Here is a 24,074-nt window from a genome sequence, read left to right on the forward strand (position 1 = left end):
GTTAATTTTTCGAGTTACAAAGAAAATGTTTTTTTATTTAAGGATACTGCCATTAACAAAATTTTCTATAAAACTAATCTGGTTTTTAACTGCCTGATTATAAAAGAGTTTTTATTTTTTTTATTTTTTTTAGAAAAAAAAGTCAAAAAAAATTTGTGTAAACTGAAAAAGCTTGTAAATTTGCACTCGCAATAAAGCACTGCTGGTCTATGGTGTAATGGTAACACAACTGTTTTTGGTGCAGTCTTTCTAGGTTCGAGTCCTAGTAGACCAACGTAAAAAGCCTCTCATTCGAGAGGCTTTTTTATTTTTAGTTTATGCGTTGTTATATTTTAAATATGATAAGTGGTTTAGAGGCGTGATTGGCCAGATCTTCGCTAATGCTTCCGGTGAAAAAATGGGAAAGACCTGTTCTTCCATGGGTGCAGAAGCTAATTAAATCAGCATTGATTTCCTTGGAAAAATGAATGATACCTTTCTCGATGTTGCTGTCATTGTAAATGTTTGTTGAGAAGTTTTTAATTGCAAATTCACTGGTAAATTCATTCATTATTTTATTTGCGACAGCGGTTGTTTTAAAGCTGTTTGGGGTGCAGATGGTCACCAGATTTAATTTGGCGTCAAATAAATTGACAAAATCAAGTATTTTTGTAAACGGTTTTTTGATTTCTTCAGTAAAATCAGAAGCAAAGACAATGTTTTTTGGGTTAAAAACCGGAATTTCTTCTTTGATAACTATAACCGGTGCTGAGGATCTGCGAACTACTTTTTCGGTATTGGAGCCTATGATTATTTCTTCAATTCCTGAAACTCCGTTAGAACCCATTACTACAAGGTCTATATTGTATTCGTCTATGTAAGAGAGGATTCCTGTGGATGCTTTTTCCATTTTGATGGAATCGATGATGGTGAGTTCTTTAAGGTAGTCTTTTTCTTTTGTAAAGCGCAGTGTTTCTTTTGCTTTTTGGATAAAAAACATGATATCAGGTATTGGTGTGGCGCCTGTAATCGCATCATTCATCTGGCTGGGAATTTCCATTATGTGTAGTAGATGAATTTCATAATTGTTATTTTGGGCTAGTTGTGCAGCTAGTTTCAGGGCGTTTTCAGCTTGAATTGAAAAATCTGTAGGGACTAATATTTTCTTCATGATTATGATTGGGTTTGTGTTTGTAGTTTTTTATTGAAATAAAGGTAAGGAATAATTTTACAGCAGTCAATTATTTTTGGTTTATAAAAATAAACACTATATTTGTGCCGTTATTTATTAAAATCTAGATAATGAGGGGACTAAATGTCCCCTCTTTTTATAAAAAATATGACATTTAAAGAAAAAGTAAATACATTATTGCAGGAAGCTCTTGAAGAGCGTCCTTCGCTTTTTTTGATTGACCTGACTATTACCGATGCGTTTAAGGTAATTATAACTTTGGATGATGATAACGGAGTGGTTTTGCAGGATTGTATCGATATTAGTCGTGCTATAGAGAGTAATCTTGACAGAGAAGAGCAGGATTTTTCGCTTGAAGTAGCTTCAGTAGGGGTGGGATCGCCACTAAAATTAGTTCGTCAGTATAAAAAAAATATTGGTAGAACACTGATAGTGACTACAAATGAAGAAAAAATCGAAGCAGAATTGATTGATGCTAATGAAGATTTTATAATTTTGTCTTGGAAAGCAAGAGAGCCTAAAAAAATAGGAAAAGGAAAAGAAACAGTACAGAAAGAACAACAGATACCTTATACAGAAATTAAAGAGGCGGTTGTTACAGTAACATTTTAATTTAAAGAATTCGCATGGAAAATTTAGCATTAATCGATTCATTTTCAGAGTTTAAAGATGATAAACTTATTGATCGTGTAACGCTTATGGCAATTTTAGAAGATGTATTTAGAAATGCATTGAAGAAAAAATACGGTTCAGATGATAATTTCGATATCATTATCAATCCTGATAAGGGAGATATGGAAATTTGGAGAAGAAGGGTAATCGTTGCTGACGAAGATTTAGATTTTGAAAATGAAGAGATTACTTTAACAGAAGCCAGAAAAATTGAAGCAGATTTTGAAATTGGTGAAGAGGTTTCTGAAGAAGTAAAATTGATTGATTTAGGAAGAAGAGCTATTTTGGCTTTGCGTCAGAATTTGATATCAAAAATACATGAGCATGATAATACGAATCTTTACAAGCAATTTAAAGATTTAATAGGTGATATTTATACTGCCGAAGTACATCATGTGAGACCAAGAGTAGTTATTCTGGTAGATGATGAAGGAAACGAAATTGTACTTCCAAAAGAAAAACAAATTCCATCTGATTTCTTCCGTAAAGGAGATAATGTACGTGGTATTATTGAAAGTGTTGAGCTAAAAGGAAATAAACCTCAGATTATTATGTCCAGAACTTCAGAGAAGTTTTTGGAAAAATTGTTTGAACAGGAAATTCCGGAAGTGTTTGACGGTTTAATAATGATTAAAAAAGTAGTAAGAATTCCGGGTGAAAAAGCTAAAGTAGCCGTAGATTCTTATGATGACAGAATTGATCCGGTAGGAGCTTGTGTGGGAATGAAAGGTTCCCGTATCCACGGAATTGTTCGTGAATTAGGAAATGAAAATATTGATGTTATTAATTATACCAGTAACATTCAATTGTTTATAACAAGAGCATTAAGCCCGGCTAAGGTTTCTTCGATTAAAATTAATGAAGAAGCAAAGCGTGCTGATGTATTCTTAAAATTAGAAGAAGTTTCAAAAGCAATTGGTAGAGGCGGTCATAACATTAAATTAGCGGGTTTATTAACCGGTTATGAGTTAGATGTTATCAGAGAAGGTGATATCGCAGGCGCTACTGCTGATGAGGATGATGTTGAATTAACAGAATTCTCAGATGAAATTGAAGAGTGGATTATAGAGGAATTTGCAAAAATTGGTTTAGATACTGCAAAAAGTATTTTGAAGCATGATGTAGAAGACTTAGTAAGAAGAACAGATTTAGAAGAAGAAACAATTCTGGATGTAATGAAAATATTGAAAGAAGAGTTTGATAGTTAGTTCTATGCTTCTAACAACACAACAAAATAGGTAATAATAAAAAGGTTATATGTCTGAAGAGAGAGTAATAAGAATAAACAAAGTTTTAAGGGAATTGAATATTTCTTTGGAAAGAGCTGTGGATTATCTTAAAGATAAAGGGATTGCAATAGAATCCAATCCGAACACAAAAATTTCCAACGATGTATACGATGTCTTGTGCGGTCAGTTTGCGGGTGACAGAGGGAAAAAAGAAGCTTCTAAGGAAGTAGGTGAAGAAAAAAGAAAAGAAAAAGAGGCTTTACGTATTGAACGCGACAGAGAAGCGGAAGATAAGCGTAAGCAAGAAGAAGAATTACAAAGACAACAACAGGAAGTAATTAAAGCAAGAGCTGTAATTTCAGGACCTGTTCAGGTTGGAAAAATTGATTTAAATCCTTCTAAACCTACACCTCCGTCTGTTCCGGCAGAAGAAAAAGTTGTTTCTCCAAAGCCTGAAGCTACAGAAGAAAAACCGGCTGCTAAAACTGTTTCTCAAGAGAAATCGGAATCAGACAAAAAAGAAGAAAAACCTGTTGTTGCGGAAACGAACAAGCCAGTAACTGAAGATAAATCCCCTAAGAAAGAAGAGGTAGTATCGGCTTCAAAATCTAAAGAAAATGAAGAGGTTAAGGCGGTTAAAGAAACAGCTAAAACTGATGAAGCGCCAGCTGAAGAAGCTATAGCTACGCAATATCAAAAACTTTCAGGAGCTAAGCTGACAGGGCAAACTATTGATTTGTCGCAGTTCAATAAGCCTAAAAAGAAAAAAGAAGATCCTAAAATTACTCCTAATAAACCAGGCACTCCTGGAGCTGCCGGAGCTAATGCTAATAAAAATAAGCGTAAAAGAATTGCTCCTAAACCAGGAACGTCTAATACGTCAGGTACATCCAGGCCTCCTGGAACTCCTAATCCGAATAAAATTACACCTAATACAACTGGTGGAGGATTTAATGCAAACAGAGGTGCAAGACCTGGATTTGTAAAAGGAAATCGTCCTGCTATTGTGGCTAAAGTAGAGCCAACAGAAGAGGAAGTTAAAAATCAAATTAGAGAGACTTTAGAAAAACTTCAGGGCAAAAAAGGAGGGAAATCTAAAGCGGCTAAATACAGAAGAGATAAAAGAGATACACACCGTCAAAAATCTGATGATGAGCAAAGAGCTTTAGACGAAGAAAGTAAGACTATTAAGGTTACGGAATTCGTTACTGTAGGTGAAATTGCTATCATGATGGATGTGCCAATTAACAAAGTAATTGGAACCTGTATGTCTCTTGGTATCATGGTGACCCAAAATCAACGTCTGGATGCGGAAACGCTAACAATTGTTGCAGACGAGTTTGGTTATGATGTAGAGTTTATCACTGTAGATATTGAAGAGGCTATCGAGGTAGTTGAAGATAAAGAAGAAGACTTAGTAACCAGAGCGCCTATTGTTACCGTAATGGGACACGTAGATCACGGTAAAACCTCTTTATTGGATTATATTCGTAAAGAAAATGTTATCGCTGGTGAGTCTGGAGGTATTACACAACACATTGGTGCTTATGGAGTAACTTTAGATAATGGTCAAAAAATAGCATTCTTAGATACACCGGGTCACGAGGCGTTTACCGCAATGCGTGCGCGTGGTGCTCAGGTAACCGATATTGCTATTATTGTAATTGCTGCCGATGATGATATCATGCCACAAACTAAAGAGGCAATTTCTCATGCTCAGGCCGCAGGTGTACCAATTATATTTGCTATCAATAAGGTGGATAAGCCAAATGCCAATCCGGAAAAAATTAAAGAGCGTCTAGCTGGAATGAATTTGTTAGTAGAAGACTGGGGTGGAAAAATCCAATCGCATGATATCTCTGCTAAAAAAGGTACCGGTGTAAAAGAGCTTTTGGAAAAAGTATTGTTAGAGGCTGAAATATTAGATTTGAAATCTAATCCAAATAAATTAGCTCAAGGTACGGTAGTGGAAGCATTCTTAGATAAAGGAAAAGGATATGTATCTACTATTTTAGTACAACATGGAACATTAAAAATTGGAGATTACTTACTAGCAGGTAAACATCATGGTAAAGTTAAGGCTATGCATGATGAGCGTGGTAATGTTGTTACTGTTGCGGGGCCTTCAACGCCGGTATCTATATTAGGTCTGGATGGTGCAGCTACTGCAGGAGATAAATTCAATGTATTTGAAGACGAAAAAGAAGCAAAACAAATTGCAGCTAAACGTTCTCAATTAATGCGTGAGCAATCCGTACGTACACAACGTCACATTACATTAGATGAAATTGGTCGTCGTATTGCATTAGGTCAGTTTAAAGAATTGAACGTTATCCTTAAAGGAGACGTGGATGGTTCTGTAGAAGCATTATCTGATTCGTTCTCTAAATTGTCTACTGAAGAGATTCAAATTAATATCATTCATAAAGGAGTTGGAGCAATTACGGAGACTGACGTTATGTTGGCTTCTGCTTCTGATGCAATCATTATCGGATTTAACGTTCGTCCTGCCGGAAATGCAAGACAATTGGCTGATAAGGAAGAAATCGATATCCGTTACTATTCTATTATCTACGCGGCAATTGATGACCTGAAAGATGCAATGGAAGGAATGCTTGCTCCTGAAATGAAAGAGGAAGTATTAGGAACTGCTGAAATCAGAGAGCTATTCAAAATTTCTAAAGTGGGTACAATTGCAGGATGTATGGTTATGGATGGTAAGATTACCAGAAATGCTAAAATCAGAATCATTAGAGAAGGTGTCGTTGTTCATGAAGGTGAGCTAATAGCATTGAAGCGTTTCAAAGATGATGTGAAAGAAGTAACTAAGGGTTATGACTGTGGTATCCAGATTAAAGGATACAATGACATTGAAGAGAGGGATGTTATTGAAGCTTATCATGAAGTTGCTATCAAAAAGAAACTGAAATAATATTTCAATTATAGTTTATAAACAAAAATCCCGATTCGTCGGGATTTTTTTTGTTTTTACATTACAATTAATTCGTCAGATAATATAATGTTTGGGTGTAAAGATTTCAGTACTACATTTCAATAAAACGGAATATAAAATTATTACAAAAGAGTAGTTGAAGAGAAGTGGTTTGCAGAGAATTTGCGGAATAATTTGTTGAAGAGATTGACCAATCGTTTTCAAAATAAAAAGGATTGCAGGTGTTATGAAATCTGAAATTTCGAGGGTGTTTGCAGTTGGTGGCAAATATTCTGGACCAGGTTCTTATTTTGATTGTATTGATTTAGAATGGAATAATTGTATATAGATTTAAACAAATTAAATTCGCGCTTTTTAAGGTGGATTTAGAGAAAAAAAAGGAGCGTAATAAAGAATAAAGTACTTTATTACGCTCCTTTTTTTGTAACAAATAGTGTTAAAATTTTATTTCTTAGGTTTTATCAGAAATGCATTTTCGTAATTTTTTCTGATTTCTGCTAAATTTCGTTCCGCTTCAATTCTGCTTTTGAAATTCCCTATCCAGACTTTGTAATTTGGGGTGTTAAAAACAATAGTTCCGTCGAGTTCAGGAAAATTTTGTCTGCAGTTGTATAATGTGCTTTTTGCTTTTTCACTGTTGCCGCTAAAAACCTGAATTTTATATCCTTCATTTACAGCTATTGAGCTGTTTATTTTTCTTTTTTCGTTTAAAAGCTGTTCAAATTTAGGATTTTGATGAATGTTAATTTTAGCCTCTTGTGCGGCCAATTTGAAAGTACAAATTGTAAAAATAGTAATGTAAATTGTAGTCGTTCGAATAGTTAAAATTCTCATAATGTGAAGATTTTTAAGTAAAATTAATATTTATATGCTGAATGTGAAACAAAAAATTTATTTAGAATTATTATAAATTGAGTTTTGTGCTATTTTAGGGTTTTGAGAATAGTTCTTAAGTCGTATTTTTGTGGCTGTTTAAAATAAAGGGACATTTTTATATGAAATTGTTGTATAAAAAATTGTGCCAATTTTTAGTAGATAATCATTATACTTTATGAAAAAGGTGGGTAACCATAATTCGAACTCAAGGAAAATGTTTTTAAGTTTAGCGATGATGCTGGCTTTTTCCTTCTCTTCATTTGCGCAAGACGCTGCTCCTGCAGCTGCAACCGAAGCTCCAGCAGCTGCTCAGTCTGGTGGTGATCCAGTAAAAGGTAAGGCGCTTTTTAATTCTAATTGTGCTGCGTGCCATAAACTTGATGCAAAATCAACAGGTCCTGCACTTAGAGGTGTTGCTGATAAGCACGATAAAGAATGGCTTTATAAGTGGGTTCATAACAGTTCTGATATGATTAAATCAGGGGATCCTGTTGCAGTGAAATTATTTGAAGAAAATAATAAATCAGTAATGACTTCTTTTCCTCAGTTGTCTACAGAGGATATAGATAATATTATTGCTTATACTTCTGAACCTAAAGCTGAACCAGCGGCTGCTTTGCCAACTGGTGATGTTAAAGGCTCAGCTAATGAGGGGAGTTCTAATAATTTAATTTTAGGAGTTCTTGCGTTGGTTTTAGTAGTGTTAGTAGTAATGCTGATAATGGTTAACAATGTATTAAGAAAAGTTGCCAAAGCTAACGGTATTGAAGTTGCTCCTAAAGCGGAGCGTACTCCATTGTGGAAGGCTTTTGTTAAAAATCAATTTTTAGTACTGATTGCTTCTATTTTCTTATTATTGGCAAGTGGGTATTTTGTATACGGTTTCTTAATGCAGGTGGGTGTTGATCAGGATTATCAACCTATTCAGCCAATTCATTATTCTCACAAAATTCACGCCGGTGATAATGAGATTAACTGTAAATATTGTCACTCTGCTGCCAGAGTTAGTAAAACTGCAGGTATTCCTTCTTTGAACGTTTGTATGAACTGTCATAAAAATATTTCTGAAGTTGCTGAAACTACTGCTACTCCTGAGTACAGTAAAGCTTTTTATGATGCTCAGATCCAAAAGTTATATGACGCAGTGGGATGGGATAAAACCACTCAGTCTTATACTGGAAAAACTAAACCGGTAAAATGGGTTCGTATTCATAATTTACCTGATTTTGTTTACTTTAATCACTCTCAACACGTAACTGTTGGAGGTATTGAATGTCAAACGTGTCATGGTCCTGTTGAAACTTACGAAGTTCAAAAACAATTTGCTCCTTTAACAATGGGATGGTGTATTGATTGCCATAGAAAAACAGATGTTAAAATGGAAGGAAATGGGTATTATACTAAGATACATGAAGAACTTTCTAAGAAATATGGTGTGGAGAAATTAACCGAAGCACAAATGGGAGGTTTAGAATGTGGAAAATGCCACTATTAATCAAATTATTAAGATTTTAATATATATATACAATGTCATCAAACAAAAAATACTGGAAAAGTGTTGAGGAACTAGAAAATGGTTCTATTGTTGAGGCGCTTAGAAATAACGAATTTGTTGAAGAGATTCCTACAGATGAATTTTTAGGAAATACAGATGCTATGTCGTCTTCTTCAACATCAAGACGTGATTTTTTAAAGTACGTTGGTTTTAGTACTGCTGCGGCAACACTTGCTGCATGTGAAGGGCCTGTGAACAAGACAATTCCTTATGTATTACAACCGGAGCAAATCATCCCTGGGGTAGCTGATTATTATGCAACTTCTGTTTTTGACGGTTTTGATTTTGCAAATCTACTTGTTAAAACACGTGAGGGGCGTCCTATTAAAATAGATAATAATACTATTTTGGGAGCTAAATTTGCTGCAAATGCCAGAGTTCATGCCTCAATATTGTCATTGTATGATAATATGCGTTTGAAAGCACCAAAAATAGAAGCGAAAGATTCTAGCTGGTCTGCAGTAGATGCAAAAATTAAATCAAGTATCGCTGATGCAAAAGCAACTGGTGGTCAGGTTGTTTTACTGACTAATACTTTAGCGAGTCCTTCAACAGAAAAATTAATTGCTGATTTTATAGCTGTAAACCCAAATGCAAAACATGTAGTTTATGATGCGGTTTCTTCGTCAGCTGCATTAGATGCTTTTGAAACAGTTTATGGTGAAAGAGCTTTAGTGGATTATGATTTTTCAAAAGCTTCTCTTATCGTTTCTGTTGGAGCTGATTTCTTGGGAGATTGGCAAGGTGGTGGATACGATTCAGGGTATGCACAAGGCAGAATTCCAAAAAATGGAAAAATGTCCCGTCATTTCCAGTTAGAAGCAAATATGACTTTGTCTGGTGCTGCTGCTGATAAGCGTCTGCCAATGACGGTTGCAAATCAAAAACAAGCATTAGTACTTATATATAATATTATTACAGGTTCATCAGTTGCTGTAAATCTTGCTCATGAAGTAAAAGCTGAAGTTACTAAAGCAGCTCAGCAATTAAAAGCTGCCGGTTCTAAAGGTCTTTTAGTTTCTGGTATTCAGGATAAAAATGCACAATTGTTAGTTTTAGCTATCAACCAGGTGTTGGCTAGTGAAGCTTTTTCAACTGTTGGAACAAGACAAATAAGAAAAGGGTCTGATGAAAAAGTAGCTCAGTTAGTTAAGGATATGAATGCGGGAAGTGTTCATACTTTAATCATGAGCGGTGTAAATCCGGTTTATACTTTAGCTGATTCTGCTTCTTTTGCAGAAGGACTTAAAAAAGTAAAAACTTCTGTAGCTTTATCTTTAAAAGAAGATGAAACTGCTGCTGTTGCAACTATTGCTGCTCCGGTTCCTCATTATTTAGAAGCTTGGGGAGATTTAGTTCTTACTAAAGGAACTTATAGTTTAACGCAACCTACAATTCGTCCTTTATTTGATACTAAACAATTTCAGGATGTTTTAATGTCTATAAATGGACTTACTGGAACTTATTACGATTATTTAAAAGCATATTCTTCATCATTTATTACAGGTTCATCTTGGAATAAAGTTTTACATGATGGAGTATTTGTTGGAGCTCCACAAGCTGCTGCCGGAGGTACTGCTGATTATGCTGGTGCTGCTTCTGAATTAGCAAAATCTAAAGCTGCTTCTGGTTTAGAATTAGTATTGTATACTAAAACTGGTATGGGAGATGGTCAGCAGGCTAACAACCCTTGGTTGCAAGAGTTTCCGGATCCAATCACAAGAGTTTCCTGGGATAATTATGTAACTGTTTCTCATGCTGATGCAAAAGAACTGGGCTTGTCTAATGAAATCGTTGCTAATGGTGGTTTGAATGGTAGTTATGCTACTCTTACAACTGCTGACGGAACAAAACTAGAGCAGGTTCCTGTTATTGTTCAGCCAGGTCAGGCTGTTGGTACAATTGGTCTTTCTTTAGGATACGGTCGTAAGGCTGCTTTGAAAGAAGAAATGCAGGTAGGTGTTAATGCTTACGCTTTATATAAAGGTTTTAATGATGTTCAGTCAGTTGAGTTGGTTGAAGCTGGTGGAGAGCATGAATTTGCTTGTGTTCAGGGACAAAAAACTTTGATGGGTAGAGGAGATATTATTAAAGAAACGACTTTAGAGATTTTCAATACCAAGGATTCTAAAATTTGGAATGAAACTCCAAAAGTATCTTTAGACCATAAAGAAGTTGAATCAACTACTGTGGATTTATGGGAATCTTTTGATCGTTCAGTTGGTCACCACTTTAATCTTTCTATTGATTTAAATGCCTGTACGGGTTGCGGGGCTTGTGTAATTGCCTGTCACGCTGAAAATAATGTACCTGTAGTAGGGAAGTCTGAAGTTAGAAGAAGTCGTGATATGCACTGGCTGCGTATCGACAGATATTATTCATCTGATGCTACTTTTGCTGAAGATGTTGAAAGAAAAGAGAATATAGCTGGTTTATCAAGTTCATTGTCTACATTTAATGAAATGGAGAAAGCGGGAGATAACCCTCAGGTTTCTTTCCAACCGGTAATGTGTCAGCATTGTAACCACGCTCCTTGTGAAACAGTATGTCCTGTAGCTGCAACTTCTCATGGTCGTCAGGGACAAAACCATATGGCTTATAACAGATGTGTTGGTACTCGTTACTGTGCTAATAACTGTCCTTATAAAGTACGTCGTTTTAACTGGTTCTTATATAACAAAAACAGCGAATTTGATTATCATATGAATGATGATTTAGGACGTATGGTGTTAAATCCTGATGTTAACGTTCGTTCTCGTGGAGTTATGGAAAAATGTTCTATGTGTATTCAAATGACACAAGCTACTATTTTAAATGCGAAGAGAGAAGGAAGGGAAGTGGTTGATGGAGAATTCCAAACAGCATGTTCAAGTGCTTGTTCTTCCGGAGCAATGATATTTGGTGATGTTAATGATAAAACAAGTAAAGTGGCTGAATTAGCGGCTGATGAAAGATCTTATCACTTATTGGAGCATATTGGAACAAAACCTAATGTGGTTTATCACGTAAAAGTTAGAAATACTTAGAAATAAATTTAAAATCAATATAAAGGAATATGTCTCATATATACGACTCTAGTATTAGAAAGCCTTTAGTTATAGGTGATAAAACTTATCATGATGTAACAGTAGATGTGGCAGCGCCTGTCGAAGGTTTGGCTAATAAACATTGGTGGATTGTATTTTCAATCGCCTTAACAGCCTTTCTTTGGGGAATAGGATGTATAGTTTATACAGTATCTACAGGTATTGGAACATGGGGATTAAATAAAACAGTTGGTTGGGCCTGGGATATCACAAACTTCGTTTGGTGGGTTGGTATCGGTCACGCCGGAACCTTAATTTCTGCAGTATTATTGTTATTCCGTCAAAGATGGAGAATGGCAATTAACCGTTCAGCAGAGGCAATGACAATTTTCTCTGTTGTACAGGCAGGTTTATTCCCTATTATTCACATGGGACGCCCTTGGTTAGCTTACTGGGTATTGCCAATTCCAAATCAATTTGGATCATTATGGGTTAACTTTAACTCTCCATTGCTTTGGGACGTATTTGCAATCTCGACTTATTTATCTGTGTCATTAGTCTTCTGGTGGACTGGTTTATTGCCTGACTTTGCAATGCTTAGAGACCGAGCTATTACACCATTTAATAAAAGAATATACTCTATTTTGAGTTTTGGATGGAGTGGTAGAGCTAAAGACTGGCAACGTTTTGAAGAAGTGTCTTTAGTTTTGGCAGGTTTAGCAACTCCTCTTGTACTTTCAGTACATACTATTGTATCTATGGACTTTGCTACTTCGGTAATTCCTGGATGGCACACCACAATCTTCCCTCCATACTTCGTTGCTGGAGCGGTATTCTCAGGATTTGCGATGGTAAACACATTGCTTATCATTATGAGAAAAGTATCTAATCTTGAAGCTTACATTACTTTACAACATATCGAATTGATGAATCTTATCATCATGATTACAGGATCTATTGTAGGTGTTGCTTATATTACTGAGTTGTTTATTGCTTGGTACTCAGGAGTAGAGTATGAACAATATGCATTCTTAAACAGAGCTACAGGACCTTACTGGTGGGCATATTGGTCAATGATGACTTGTAACGTGTTTTCTCCACAATTTATGTGGTTTAAAAAATTAAGAACAAGTATTATGTTTTCTTTCATTATTTCCATTGTTGTAAACATAGGAATGTGGTTTGAAAGATTCGTAATTATAGTTACGTCTTTACATAGAGATTATTTACCGTCTTCTTGGACAATGTTCTCTCCAACATTTGTTGATATTGGGATTTTCATCGGGACAATAGGTTTCTTCTTTGTATTGTTTTTATTGTATTCCAGAACTTTCCCTGTAATTGCACAGGCAGAGGTTAAAACAATTTTAAAAGCAACAGGAGATAATTACATAAGAGAAAGAGAAGCAAATAAAGATTCACACCATGAGTAATAAAGTAATATACGCCATTTATAATGACGATGATGTATTGATGAATGCGGTTAAGAAAACCAGAGCAGCTCATCATCATATTGAGGAAGTTTTTACTCCATTTCCAGTTCACGGTTTGGATAAAGCTATGGGATTAGCACCTTCAAGATTAGCTATTTGTGCATTCTTATACGGATGTGTAGGTATCTCTTTTGCAACTTTCATGATGAGTTATATTATGATTCATGACTGGCCGCAGGACATCGGAGGTAAACCAAGTTTTAGTTATATTCAGAATATGCCGTCTTTTGTGCCTATTATGTTTGAGATGACTGTATTTTTTGCAGCTCACTTAATGGTAATTACTTTTTATATGAGAAGTAAATTATGGCCTTTTAAAGAAGCTGAAAATCCAGATGTCAGAACTACTGATGACCATTTTTTAATGGAAGTAGCTGTAAATAATAATGAAGAGGAATTAGTTTCTTTTTTCCAAAATACAGGTGCTGTAGAAGTTAAAGTAATTGAAAAGAATTAATTTAGATATGAAAAGGGTATATAAAATAACACTATTGTTAGGCATAACTATATTAGTAGCTTCCTGCCATAACGATAAAGCGCCGAATTATCAGTATTTTCCAAATATGTACGAATCAGTAGGCTATGAAACTTATTCAGAGTCTAAAGCTTTTGCAAATGGTCAGGAAGGTCAACTACCTGCTGAGGGTAGTATAAACAGAGGTTTTGAACCTTATGAGTATCCAAATACTACTGAGGGTTATGAATTAGCGAAAGCAAATTTAAAATCACCTCTTGATTCTTTGGATAGAAATTCCGGAAAAGGAAAAGAACTTTTTGATATTTATTGCGCTATTTGTCATGGTACAACTGGTAATGGTAAAGGAAAATTAGTTGAAAGAGAAAAATTTCTTGGAGTTCCTAGTTATGCGGATAGAGTTATCACTGAAGGAAGTGTTTTCCACGTTGAGACTTATGGTTTAAATGCAATGGGTTCTCATGCTAATCAATTAACTAAACACGAACGTTGGTTGATTGCTGACTACGTGCTTAAACTTAAAAGCCAATTATAATTGTTGAACAAACTGATCGTATTAGATATGTATACATTTTCAAGTAAATTAAAAACTTTTTCTTTTATCTTAATGGCCGTAGGTATATTAGGAATAGGGTATGGTTTTTTAAACGCACCAAAAGATATTCATGAAGTAGAGAGTATCCTTTCTGCATCATCACATGGTGGACATGGTGAAGCACAACATCATGAGGAAAAGCCTGCTCACGAAGAAGCTCATGCAACAGCAAATCATGCTGGCGCAAGTGAAGCAGATGCACATGCGGAACACGAAGAGCATTTAACTCACGTGTTACATCAATTGCAAAACAAGCCTTGGGCTGCATTGTATGTTGCTAGTATTTTCTTTTTGTTGATAACAATGGGAACTTTAGTTTTTTATGCTATTCAGCAAGTTGCTGTAGCAGGATGGTCTCCGGTTTTGTTTAGAGTTATGCAGGGTATAACCTCTTTTCTTCCTGTAGCTTCTGTTATCTTTTTTATAATATTAGTATTATGCGGTCTTCATTTTAATCATCTTTTTGCCTGGATGGCAGACGGTGTAACGGATCCGGCAAGTGCAAATTATGATAAAATGATTGCTGGTAAATCAGGGTATTTAAATTTCGGATTTTGGATTGTAAGAGCAGCTATTTTCTTAATTGGATGGAATTTATACCGTCATTATTCCAGAAAAAACTGTTTAGCACAGGATGATTCGAATGATAATAGTTTTTATAAAAAGAACTTTAATATTTCTGCAGGTTTCTTGGTTTTCTTCATCGTATCGGAGTCTATCATGTCCTGGGACTGGATTATGTCATTTGATCCTCACTGGTTTTCTACATTATTTGGCTGGTATGTTTTTGCAAGTTTCTTTGTGAGCGGAATCACTTTAATTGCAATGGTAACGGTTTATTTAAAATCAAGAGGCTTCTTAGAGTATATTAATACAAGTCATATTCATGATTTAGCAAAATTCATGTTTGGTATTAGTATTTTCTGGACTTACTTATGGTTCTCTCAGTTCATGTTAATCTGGTATGCTGATATTCCTGAAGAAATTACTTATTTCGTAACCAGAATTAATTTATATAACCTTCCTTTCTTTGGAGCTGTTGTTATGAATTTTGTTTTCCCATTATTAATTCTTATCAATACTGATTTCAAAAGAATTACTTGGGTAATCGTTATGGCTGGTATTGTTATTTTGGCAGGTCATTATATTGATTTCTTTAATATGATTATGCCTGGTACTGTTGGTGATCAGTGGTTTATAGGTGTTCCTGAAATTTCATCAGTTCTTTTCTTCCTTGGATTGTTTATTTTTACAGTGTTTACTGCATTAACTAAAGCTCCTTTATTAGCAAAAAGAAATCCTTATATCGAAGAAAGTAAACATTTTCATTATTAATTTTTAAAGAAATAAACAGATGACAAGTTTGTTGGTAATTATAGTTTTAGTTTTATTAGCTGTTGCTTTATGGCAATTGACTAAAATATTCGACCTTACTCAAGTGGGTACTTCTTCAGATAGTTCTCAGGTAGCTAATGATAGAGACAATAATATTCAGGGATATTTGATGTTTGGTTTTTTAGCATTCCTGTATGTTTTTACAATATATGGTTTGTTAGCCTGGGGTAATTTACCCTTGCATACTCCTGCCTCTGAGCACGGAGGGCAGGTAGATAATCTGATGAATATTACCTGGGTTTTAATTTTTACTGTTCAGGCAATTACACAGGTTTTATTATATTATTTTGCTTTTAAATATAAAGGAAAAAAAGATCAGAAAGCCTTATATTTTGCTGATAATAATAAATTAGAAGCCTTATGGAGTATTATTCCTGCTGTTGTTTTAGCTGGTTTGATTCTTTATGGATTATATGCCTGGACAAATATTATGTTTGTTGATGAAGATGAGGATACTATTGTAGTTGAATTATATGCTCAACAATTCAAATGGACTGCCAGAATAGCTGGTGAAGATAACGTATTAGGTAAAGCTAATGTAAGATATATCGAAGGTGTAAATACTTTAGGTGTAGATTTATCAGATAAAAATGCAGAGGATGATATAGTAGTGAGTGAGTTACATATTCCTAAAGGAAAAAAAATACATTTTAAATTCCGTTCTCAGGATGTTTTACACTCAGCTTATTTTCCACATTTCAGAGCTCAGATGAACTGTGTTCCGGGTATGGTTACTGAGTTTGCTTTTACTCCTGTTTATACTACTTCAGAGTACAGAGAATTACCTTATATGGTTGAAAAAGTAGCTCATATTAATGAGTTAAGAGCTAAAAAAAGTGTTGAATTAATTGCTAAGGGTGAATCAGGATTAGATCCTTATACATTTGATTATTTATTGCTTTGTAATAAAATTTGTGGTGCTTCACACTATAATATGCAAATGAAAATTGTTGTTGATACACCAGAGGATTATAAAAAATGGTTAGCAGATCAAACAACTTTGGTTGCTCAGGTAAAAGCATCATTAGAGAAACCAGTTGAAGAAACTGGGGTTGAAGCTAAAGAGAATGATACTGTGGCAGCTCCTGCGGCTCCTGAAGTAGCTATGAAATAATAAATTATTAAGAAAATTTAAAGTATAATATATGTCAGCAGAAGCTCACGATCACGCACACGATCACGAACATGAACACCACCATAAAGAGACATTCATTACTAAATATATTTTTAGTATTGATCACAAAATGATTGCTAAACAATACCTTATTACAGGTATTATTATGGGAGTTATTGGGATAGCTATGTCTTTGCTTTTCAGAATGCAGTTAGCATGGCCTGAAGAATCTTTTAAAATATTTAATGTTTTATTAGGTGATAAATTTGCTCCTGATGGTGTAATGGCAAATGATATTTATTTGGCCTTAGTTACAATTCATGGTACTATCATGGTATTCTTTGTACTGACGGCTGGTTTGAGTGGAACTTTTAGTAACTTACTTATTCCTCTTCAAATTGGAGCCAGAGATATGGCTTCCGGATTTATGAACATGATTTCATACTGGTTGTTTTTCTTATCTGCTGTAATTATGTTATGTTCACTGTTTGTTGAGGCTGGACCAGCTTCTGCAGGTTGGACAATTTATCCTCCGTTAAGTGCTTTACCTCAGGCTATTCCTGGCTCTGGAACAGGTATGACTCTTTGGTTAGTGTCTATGGCAATCTTTATCGCATCTTCTTTGATGGGATCTTTGAACTACATTGTTACTGTAATTAATTTAAGAACTAAAGGAATGTCTATGACAAGATTGCCTCTTACAATCTGGACATTTTTTGTTACGGCGGTAATTGGAGTAATTTCTTTCCCTGTGTTATTATCAGCAGCTTTGTTGTTAATTTTTGACAGAAGTTTTGGAACGTCATTCTTCTTATCTGATATCTATATCGCCGGTGAAGTTTTGCATTACCAGGGAGGTTCTCCTGTTTTGTTTGAACACTTATTCTGGTTTTTAGGACACCCTGAAGTATACATTGTAATTTTACCTGCAATGGGTCTTGTTTCTGAAATTATGGCAACTAACTCACGTAAACCAATTTTTGGTTACAGAGCTATGATTATGTCAGTTCTTGCAATTGCATTTTTATCTACAATTGTTTGGGGTCACCATATGTTTATCTCAGGGATGAATCCATTCTTAGGATCTGTATTTACATTTACTACTTTATTGATTGCAATTCCATCTGCTGTAAAAGCATTTAACTGGATTACAACTTTATGGAAAGGTAACTTACAACTGAATCCTGCGATGTTGTTCTCTATCGGAATGGTTTCTACTTTCATCACAGGAGGTTTAACAGGAATCATTTTAGGAGACAGTACTTTAGATATTAATGTTCACGATACTTACTTTGTAATTGCTCACTTTCACTTAGTAATGGGTATTTCTGCACTTTATGGAATGTTTGCCGGTATCTATCACTGGTTCCCTAAAATGTATGGAAGAATGTTGAATAAAAATTTAGGTTATATTCACTTTTGGGTAACAGCAGTTTGTGCTTATGGAGTATTTTTCCCAATGCACTTTATTGGATTAGCTGGTTTACCAAGACGTTATTATACAAATACAAACTTCCCGTTATTTGATGATTTGCAAAATGTAAACGTATTGATTACTACCTTTGCTTTGGTTGGAGGAGCTTTCCAATTAGTTTTCTTGTATAACTTCTTTGCCAGTATCTTTAACGGAAAAAAAGCAGAACAAAACCCTTGGAGATCTACTACATTAGAATGGACTACACCAGTTGAACATATACATGGTAACTGGCCAGGTGAAATTCCTGAAGTTCACCGTTGGGCTTACGATTACAGTAACCCTGAACATGAAGAGGATTTTGTACCTCAAACGGTTCCAATGAAACCAGGTGAATCAGTTTTACATCACTAAATATATTTAAACCTCTGTTTTACAGAGGTTTTTTTATGTCTGAGTTGTTCATATTTTATTATTATAAATCAACATCGGTTTTTTCTATCTTTGCCAAATGAATGAAAACTTAGACCCAACGACAAAAGGATATAATCCTGAAGAGCTTGATCTTGAAAAACGATTAAGACCGCTTAGCTTTGATGACTTTGCCGGCCAGGATCAGGTATTAGAAAATCTTAAAGTTTTTGTTGCTGCCGCTAATCAACGCAGTGAAGCCTTAGATCATACCTTGTTTCACGGACCTCCGGGACTGGGGAAAACTACATTAGCTAATATATTGGCTAATGAGTTGGAGGTTGGAATTAAAATTACTTCGGGTCCTGTTTTAGATAAACCTGGAGATCTTGCCGGTTTATTAACTAATCTCGAAGAAAGAGATGTTCTGTTTATTGATGAAATACATCGTTTAAGTCCCATCGTAGAAGAATATTTGTATTCAGCTATGGAGGATTTTAAAATCGATATTATGATTGAATCTGGTCCTAATGCTAGAACAGTTCAAATCAATTTGAATCCGTTTACGTTAATTGGTGCCACTACACGTTCCGGATTGTTAACGGCTCCTATGAGAGCGCGTTTTGGAATTTCATCCAGACTGCAATATTATACAGTAGAATTACTAACTACTATTATACAAAGAAGTGCTTTTATTTTAAAAATGCCAATTTCTATGGAAGCGGCAATAGAAATCGCCGGAAGAAGCCGGGGTACGCCCAGAATTGCAAATGCTTTGTTGCGAAGAGTTCGTGATTTTGCTCAAATAAAAGGAAATGGAACTATTGATATTGAAATTTCTAAATACGCTTTAAAAGCATTGAATGTTGATGCACATGGACTGGACGAAATGGATAATAAAATTTTAAATACCATTATTGATAAATTCAAAGGCGGTCCCGTAGGTTTAAGCACTCTTGCAACTGCTGTCTCTGAAAGTAGTGAAACTATTGAGGAGGTTTATGAACCTTTTCTTATTCAGGAAGGATTTATTATGAGAACTCCGCGAGGAAGGGAAGTTACTGAGAAGGCCTACAATCATTTAGGAAAAACAAGAACAAATATTCAGGGAGGACTTTTTTAAAGGGAACAGGAAACAGGATATTTAAAATGGAGTTTTCTAATTTTGTTTTACTCATTTAAAATAATAAGCCATCATCAATTCACGACAAAAATATTCACAATTCATTAAATCCGAAGCTAAACGTCTCGGATTTTTGTCTTGTGGTATCTCTAAAGCAGGTTTTTTAGAAGAAGAAGCGCCCCGACTGGAAAATTGGCTGAACAAAAACCTGAATGGCAGGATGAGTTACATGGAAAATCATTTTGATAAACGATTAGATCCTACTTTACTCGTTGATGATGCTAAAAGTGTCGTTTCACTTTTATTAAATTATTATCCCCAACAGGAACAAATTCAGGATTCTTATAAGATTTCCAAATATGCTTACGGACAGGATTATCATTTTGTAATTAAAGAAAAATTAAAAGAACTGCTTTTTTCTGTTCAGGAAAATATCGGTGAAGTTTCAGGGCGCGTGTTTGTAGATTCTGCTCCTGTTTTAGATAAAGCCTGGGCGGCAAAAAGTGGTTTAGGGTGGATTGGAAAAAACAGTAATTTATTAACTCAGAAAACAGGTTCGTTTTATTTTATAGCCGAATTAATTATTGATTTGGAATTAGAGTATGACTATGCCGTGACCGATCATTGTGGGAATTGCACAGCCTGTATCGATGCATGTCCTACACAGGCGATTATTGCTCCCTACATTGTTGACGGGAGTAAATGTATTTCTTATTTTACTATAGAGTTAAAAGAAAATATACCTGCCGAAATGAAAGGGCAATTTGATGATTGGGTTTTTGGTTGCGATACCTGTCAGGATGTTTGCCCCTGGAACAGATTTTCTAAGAGCCATAACGAACCTTTGTTTAATCCTAATCCGGATTTACTGTCTATGACCAAAAAAGATTGGGAAGAAATGACCGAAGAAACTTTTAAAATTGTTTTTAAAGATTCTCCCGTTAAAAGAACAAAATTCCAGGGACTGAAAAGAAATATTGATTTTTTGAAGTAATTAGAATCGAAAAAAAATAAACACCTGAAGATGCATATTAACGATTTTTTTGTATATTTATACATATTAAAAATTTCGTAATATGACTGTAAATCAAATATTAAGCACGAAAGGAAACGATGTTTATTCCATTGTTTCAACCATTAGCGTTTATGATGCTATAAAGGTAATGGGAGAGAAAAATGTTGGCGCAATATTGATTATTGAAGAAGGCCGGCTAAAGGGAATTTTATCTGAAAGAGATTATGCTAGGAAAATTGTTCTTAATAATAAATCATCAAAGAACACCTTAGTTCAGGATATTATGGTTTCGAAGGTAATAACGGTAAGTCCGAACGATGATTTAGATGCTTGTATGGAACTGATGATTTCAAGAAGAATCAGGCATTTACCTGTTGTGGAAGAAGAAAAAGTGATTGGACTTATTTCTATAGGTGACGTGGTTAAGTCTATAATAGAAAAACAAAAAGAAACAATTCAATTATTAGATTCTTATATCAATAGTACCCAATTATAATTTTTTATTCAATTTATTTATCACATAATTTGTTTAAGTCGCAACTATTTTGCGGCTTTTTTTGTGGAGATAATTGTGTTTTTTTTAAAAGAATTATGAAAATGTTAACTTTTTAAGTTAAGACTTCTATCTTTGTGTATAAGATAAAACTGCCATTATGAATAAAGATAGCAAAAGAAGAGAAGCTTTACTGTACCATGCCAAACCCACGCCAGGTAAAATTCAGGTTGTTCCAACAAAAAAGTATGCTACTCAGAGAGATTTATCCTTAGCATATTCGCCAGGTGTCGCAGAACCTTGTTTAGAAATAGAGAAGGATATTAATAATGTTTATAAATATACCGCTAAAGGAAATCTGGTTGCTGTAATTAGTAATGGTACAGCAGTTTTGGGACTTGGAGACATTGGTCCGGAAGCTTCTAAACCGGTAATGGAAGGAAAAGGGCTGTTGTTTAAAATTTTTGCTGATATTGATGTTTTTGATATTGAAATTAATACTAAAAACGTAGAAGAATTTATTCAGACGGTCAAAAATATAGCTCCTACTTTTGGGGGGATAAATTTAGAAGATATCAAAGCTCCGGAATCTTTTGAAATTGAAAGACGTTTAGTAGAAGAATTGAACATTCCTGTAATGCATGATGATCAGCACGGAACGGCAATTATTTCCGCAGCGGCTTTGATAAATGCGCTGGAATTAGCTAAGAAAAAAGCATCTGATATAAAAATGGTCATTTCCGGAGCAGGTTCAGCAGCTTTGGCTTGTGCCGATTTGTATGTTTTATTAGGAGTTAAACAAGAAAATATTTTAATGTTTAACAGTAAAGGAGTTTTGACTAAAAACAATACTTCTCTTTCAGCTTTGCAACAAAAATATGCTCAGGACATTGAGCCTGTTACACTTGCTGAAGCGATTAATAATGCTGATGTTTTTATAGGATTGTCTTCAGGGAATATTATGAGTCCGGATATGCTTTTAAGCATGGCTAAAAATCCAATCGTTTTTGCGATGGCAAATCCTAACCCGGAGATTGATTATAATCTGGCTATCGAAACCCGTAAAGATGTTATTATGGCTACAGGAAGATCTGATCATCCTAATCAGGTTAATAATGTTTTAGGTTTTCCATATATTTTCAGGGGAGCATTAGATGTTCGTGCTGCTAAAATTAATGAAGAAATGAAAATGGCTGCTGTAAAAGCGCTGGCTTCATTAGCAAAAGAATCGGTTCCGGAACAGGTAAATGTGGCTTATGGGGCTACAAAATTAGTCTTTGGAAAAGAGTATATTATTCCTAAACCTTTTGATCCAAGATTAATTAGTGTTGTTTCTCCTGCTGTTGCAAAAGCGGCAATGGAATCAGGAGTGGCTTTGAATCCAATTACAGATTGGAATAAATATGAAGAAGAGCTCATAGAACGATTAGGGAATGACAATAAAATGGTTCGATTAATTAGCAATCGCGCTAAAATGAATCCTAAAAGAATTGTTTTTGCGGAAGCAGATCATTTAAATGTTTTAAAAGCAGCTCAGATTGTTCATGAAGAAGGAATAGGATTCCCTGTTTTATTAGGTGATAAAACCATTATTCAGGAATTAAAGGAGGAATTAGGTTTTGATGCTGATGTTGAAATTATTGATCCCAAGGAAATTAAAGAAAATTCCAGAAGGGGCAGATATGCAACAGCGTACTGGGAATCCAGAAAAAGGAGAGGAATCACCTTATTAGATGCGCAAAAATTAATGCGGGAAAGAAATTATTTCGCTGCAATGATGGTCAATACCGCTGAAGCAGACGGATTAGTAACAGGATATACCAGAAGTTATGCAACTGTGGTAAAACCTATGTTACAGTTGATTGATAAAGAATCCGATGTTTCTGTAATTGCAACAACAAACATGATGATGACTTCGCGTGGTCCTATGTTTCTGTCAGATACTGCAATTAATATTGATCCATCGGCAGAGGAATTAGCTAAAATTGCATTAATGACAGCAAAAACTGCTCAGATTTTTGGAGTTGAACCTGTTATTGCAATGGTTTCTTATTCTAATTTCGGTTCTTCTACCAATCAAAAAGCCTCTAAAGTCAGAGATGCGGTCGCTTATTTGCATAAAAATCATCCCGAATTAATTATCGATGGCGAGATTCAGGCTGATTTTGCACTGAATCCTGAAATGTTAACAGAAAAATTTCCTTTTTCAAAATTAGCCGGAAAAAAAGTCAATACTTTAATTTTTCCAAATTTGGATTCGGCTAATATTACTTATAAATTGATGAAGGAATTGTATCAGACAGGTTCTATAGGTCCTATAATGATGGGGATGAGACAACCGGTTCATATTTTTCAGTTAGGAGCAAGTGTAGAAGAAATGGTAAATATGGCAGCTATTACTGTAATTCATGCTCAGGAAAAAGAAAACAGACATAAATAAAATATATTTTTGTAAAAAATACTAAATGATTGCACATTTACAGGGAAAGCTAGTTGAAAAATCACCCACACAGCTTATTATTGATTGCGGAGGAGTGGGATATGAGGTTCATATTTCATTACATACTTATTCTTTACTTCCTCAAACTGATTTTGTTAAGGTGTTTACTTATCTTCAGATTAAAGAAGATGCCCATACAATATTTGGTTTTTTCGAAAAATCAGAGAGAGAGATTTTTAAATTATTAATTTCTGTTTCCGGTATTGGAGCAGGAATTGCAAGAGCCATGTTGTCTTCTTTAGATCCAAAACAGATTACTAATGCCATCGCATCCGGTGATGTGGGAACAATACAGTCAATTAAAGGGATAGGCAGTAAAACCGCTCAGAGAGTAATTTTAGACCTGAAAGATAAAATTTTGAAGTTGTATGATTTAGATGAAGTTTCTATGTCACTAAGCAATACAAACAGAGATGAAGCGTTATCTGCATTAGAAGTTTTAGGATTTGTCAGGAAAGCTTCTGAAAAGGTAATTGAGAGAATTGTAAAAGAAGATCCGGAAGCATCTGTTGAATCTATAATTAAACAAGCATTAAAAAGCTTATAAAATACAGCAAATAAACC

At 34.7% G+C, this 24,074-nt stretch carries 18 protein-coding genes and 1 tRNA gene; 17 read left to right on the forward strand and 2 right to left on the reverse strand.

The features are described 5' to 3' along the window. Window positions 1-203 precede the first annotated feature (203 nt). Window positions 204-274 (forward strand) — tRNA-Gln (locus ABS764_RS05840). Between the two features lie 51 nt (window positions 275-325). Here the strand turns inward: ABS764_RS05840 and ABS764_RS05845 are convergent. Further along, window positions 326-1,150, reverse strand: a complete 825-nt coding sequence (locus ABS764_RS05845; protein WP_408080865.1) for a universal stress protein — start codon at window positions 1,148-1,150, stop codon at window positions 326-328. A 168-nt stretch (window positions 1,151-1,318) separates the two neighbouring features. Between ABS764_RS05845 and rimP the strand changes: the two genes are divergently transcribed. The 3 genes from rimP to infB are packed head-to-tail and all read left to right on the forward strand — an operon-like array spanning window position 1,319 to window position 6,004. Then, window positions 1,319-1,783 (forward strand): ribosome assembly cofactor RimP, encoded by a 465-nt coding sequence (gene rimP, locus ABS764_RS05850; protein WP_408080866.1) that lies wholly within the window; start codon window positions 1,319-1,321, stop codon window positions 1,781-1,783. Window positions 1,784-1,797: 14 nt separating this feature from the next. Then, a complete protein-coding gene (nusA, locus tag ABS764_RS05855; RefSeq protein WP_073241599.1) occupies window positions 1,798-3,051 on the forward strand; it encodes a transcription termination factor NusA in 1,254 nt (417 codons plus the stop codon). 49 nt (window positions 3,052-3,100) lie between these two features. After that, window positions 3,101-6,004 carry a translation initiation factor IF-2 gene (gene infB, locus ABS764_RS05860; RefSeq protein ID WP_408080867.1) on the forward strand — a complete coding sequence of 968 codons (2,904 nt, stop codon included), beginning with the start codon at window positions 3,101-3,103 and terminating at the stop codon, window positions 6,002-6,004. A 465-nt stretch (window positions 6,005-6,469) separates the two neighbouring features. On the opposite strand, the gene ABS764_RS05865 is transcribed toward infB, so the two are convergent. Beyond that, on the reverse strand, window positions 6,470-6,859 hold the full coding sequence (locus ABS764_RS05865) for an SPOR domain-containing protein (RefSeq protein ID WP_408080868.1): 390 nt from the start codon (window positions 6,857-6,859) through the stop codon (window positions 6,470-6,472). 217 nt (window positions 6,860-7,076) lie between these two features. Between ABS764_RS05865 and ABS764_RS05870 the strand changes: the two genes are divergently transcribed. The 13 genes from ABS764_RS05870 (at window position 7,077) to ruvA (ending at window position 24,057) form a co-directional block, all read left to right on the forward strand. Further along, window positions 7,077-8,396 (forward strand): c-type cytochrome, encoded by a 1,320-nt coding sequence (locus ABS764_RS05870; protein ID WP_408080869.1) that lies wholly within the window; start codon window positions 7,077-7,079, stop codon window positions 8,394-8,396. Window positions 8,397-8,428: 32 nt separating this feature from the next. Next, a complete protein-coding gene (locus ABS764_RS05875; protein WP_408080870.1) occupies window positions 8,429-11,482 on the forward strand; it encodes a TAT-variant-translocated molybdopterin oxidoreductase in 3,054 nt (1,017 codons plus the stop codon). Between the two features lie 29 nt (window positions 11,483-11,511). Beyond that, window positions 11,512-12,915: an NrfD/PsrC family molybdoenzyme membrane anchor subunit gene (gene nrfD / locus ABS764_RS05880; protein ID WP_073241589.1), complete on the forward strand. Its 1,404-nt coding sequence runs from the start codon at window positions 11,512-11,514 to the stop codon at window positions 12,913-12,915. Beyond that, on the forward strand, window positions 12,908-13,432 hold the full coding sequence (locus ABS764_RS05885) for a DUF3341 domain-containing protein (protein WP_408080871.1): 525 nt from the start codon (window positions 12,908-12,910) through the stop codon (window positions 13,430-13,432). Before nrfD ends, ABS764_RS05885 begins: the two co-directional genes overlap by 8 nt. Before the next feature lie 7 nt (window positions 13,433-13,439). Next, window positions 13,440-13,985, forward strand: coding sequence for a c-type cytochrome (locus ABS764_RS05890; protein WP_408080872.1), 546 nt, complete (start codon window positions 13,440-13,442; stop codon window positions 13,983-13,985). Window positions 13,986-14,012: 27 nt separating this feature from the next. Then, a complete protein-coding gene (locus tag ABS764_RS05895; protein WP_408080873.1) occupies window positions 14,013-15,380 on the forward strand; it encodes a quinol:cytochrome C oxidoreductase in 1,368 nt (455 codons plus the stop codon). A 19-nt stretch (window positions 15,381-15,399) separates the two neighbouring features. Then, entirely contained in the window at window positions 15,400-16,554 is a 1,155-nt protein-coding gene (locus ABS764_RS05900; protein ID WP_408080874.1) for a cytochrome c oxidase subunit II, read from the forward strand. A 31-nt stretch (window positions 16,555-16,585) separates the two neighbouring features. Continuing rightward, a complete protein-coding gene (locus ABS764_RS05905) occupies window positions 16,586-18,382 on the forward strand; it encodes a cytochrome c oxidase subunit I (RefSeq protein ID WP_408080875.1) in 1,797 nt (598 codons plus the stop codon). Between the two features lie 97 nt (window positions 18,383-18,479). Then, a complete protein-coding gene (gene ruvB, locus ABS764_RS05910; protein ID WP_408080876.1) occupies window positions 18,480-19,502 on the forward strand; it encodes a Holliday junction branch migration DNA helicase RuvB in 1,023 nt (340 codons plus the stop codon). Between the two features lie 70 nt (window positions 19,503-19,572). Continuing rightward, window positions 19,573-20,496, forward strand: a complete 924-nt coding sequence (gene queG, locus ABS764_RS05915; RefSeq protein WP_408081188.1) for a tRNA epoxyqueuosine(34) reductase QueG — start codon at window positions 19,573-19,575, stop codon at window positions 20,494-20,496. Window positions 20,497-20,578: 82 nt separating this feature from the next. Beyond that, window positions 20,579-21,013, forward strand: coding sequence for a CBS domain-containing protein (locus ABS764_RS05920; RefSeq protein ID WP_408080877.1), 435 nt, complete (start codon window positions 20,579-20,581; stop codon window positions 21,011-21,013). 157 nt (window positions 21,014-21,170) lie between these two features. Then, the gene (locus ABS764_RS05925; RefSeq protein ID WP_408080878.1) at window positions 21,171-23,450 is read left to right on the forward strand and encodes an NADP-dependent malic enzyme; all 2,280 of its coding nucleotides are present in this window, start codon (window positions 21,171-21,173) and stop codon (window positions 23,448-23,450) included. Between the two features lie 25 nt (window positions 23,451-23,475). After that, window positions 23,476-24,057 (forward strand): Holliday junction branch migration protein RuvA, encoded by a 582-nt coding sequence (ruvA, locus tag ABS764_RS05930; RefSeq protein ID WP_408080879.1) that lies wholly within the window; start codon window positions 23,476-23,478, stop codon window positions 24,055-24,057. Window positions 24,058-24,074 lie beyond the last annotated feature (17 nt).

The sequence above is a fragment of the Flavobacterium plantiphilum genome, from assembly GCF_046000495.1.
GTDB lineage: Bacteria > Bacteroidota > Bacteroidia > Flavobacteriales > Flavobacteriaceae > Flavobacterium > Flavobacterium plantiphilum.

Excerpts from the sequence above, each read along its gene's own strand:
- ABS764_RS05845 (WP_408080865.1), bottom strand. The coding sequence starts at position 1,150 with ATGAAGAAAATATTAGTCCCTACAGATTTTTCAATTCAAGCTGAAAAC.
- rimP (WP_408080866.1), top strand. The coding sequence starts at position 1,319 with ATGACATTTAAAGAAAAAGTAAATACATTATTGCAGGAAGCTCTTGAA.
- nusA (WP_073241599.1), top strand. The coding sequence starts at position 1,798 with ATGGAAAATTTAGCATTAATCGATTCATTTTCAGAGTTTAAAGATGAT.
- infB (WP_408080867.1), top strand. The coding sequence starts at position 3,101 with ATGTCTGAAGAGAGAGTAATAAGAATAAACAAAGTTTTAAGGGAATTG.
- ABS764_RS05865 (WP_408080868.1), bottom strand. The coding sequence starts at position 6,859 with ATGAGAATTTTAACTATTCGAACGACTACAATTTACATTACTATTTTT.
- ABS764_RS05870 (WP_408080869.1), top strand. The coding sequence starts at position 7,077 with ATGAAAAAGGTGGGTAACCATAATTCGAACTCAAGGAAAATGTTTTTA.
- ABS764_RS05875 (WP_408080870.1), top strand. The coding sequence starts at position 8,429 with ATGTCATCAAACAAAAAATACTGGAAAAGTGTTGAGGAACTAGAAAAT.
- nrfD (WP_073241589.1), top strand. The coding sequence starts at position 11,512 with ATGTCTCATATATACGACTCTAGTATTAGAAAGCCTTTAGTTATAGGT.
- ABS764_RS05885 (WP_408080871.1), top strand. The coding sequence starts at position 12,908 with ATGAGTAATAAAGTAATATACGCCATTTATAATGACGATGATGTATTG.
- ABS764_RS05890 (WP_408080872.1), top strand. The coding sequence starts at position 13,440 with ATGAAAAGGGTATATAAAATAACACTATTGTTAGGCATAACTATATTA.
- ABS764_RS05895 (WP_408080873.1), top strand. The coding sequence starts at position 14,013 with ATGTATACATTTTCAAGTAAATTAAAAACTTTTTCTTTTATCTTAATG.
- ABS764_RS05900 (WP_408080874.1), top strand. The coding sequence starts at position 15,400 with ATGACAAGTTTGTTGGTAATTATAGTTTTAGTTTTATTAGCTGTTGCT.
- ABS764_RS05905 (WP_408080875.1), top strand. The coding sequence starts at position 16,586 with ATGTCAGCAGAAGCTCACGATCACGCACACGATCACGAACATGAACAC.
- ruvB (WP_408080876.1), top strand. The coding sequence starts at position 18,480 with ATGAATGAAAACTTAGACCCAACGACAAAAGGATATAATCCTGAAGAG.
- ABS764_RS05920 (WP_408080877.1), top strand. The coding sequence starts at position 20,579 with ATGACTGTAAATCAAATATTAAGCACGAAAGGAAACGATGTTTATTCC.
- ABS764_RS05925 (WP_408080878.1), top strand. The coding sequence starts at position 21,171 with ATGAATAAAGATAGCAAAAGAAGAGAAGCTTTACTGTACCATGCCAAA.
- ruvA (WP_408080879.1), top strand. The coding sequence starts at position 23,476 with ATGATTGCACATTTACAGGGAAAGCTAGTTGAAAAATCACCCACACAG.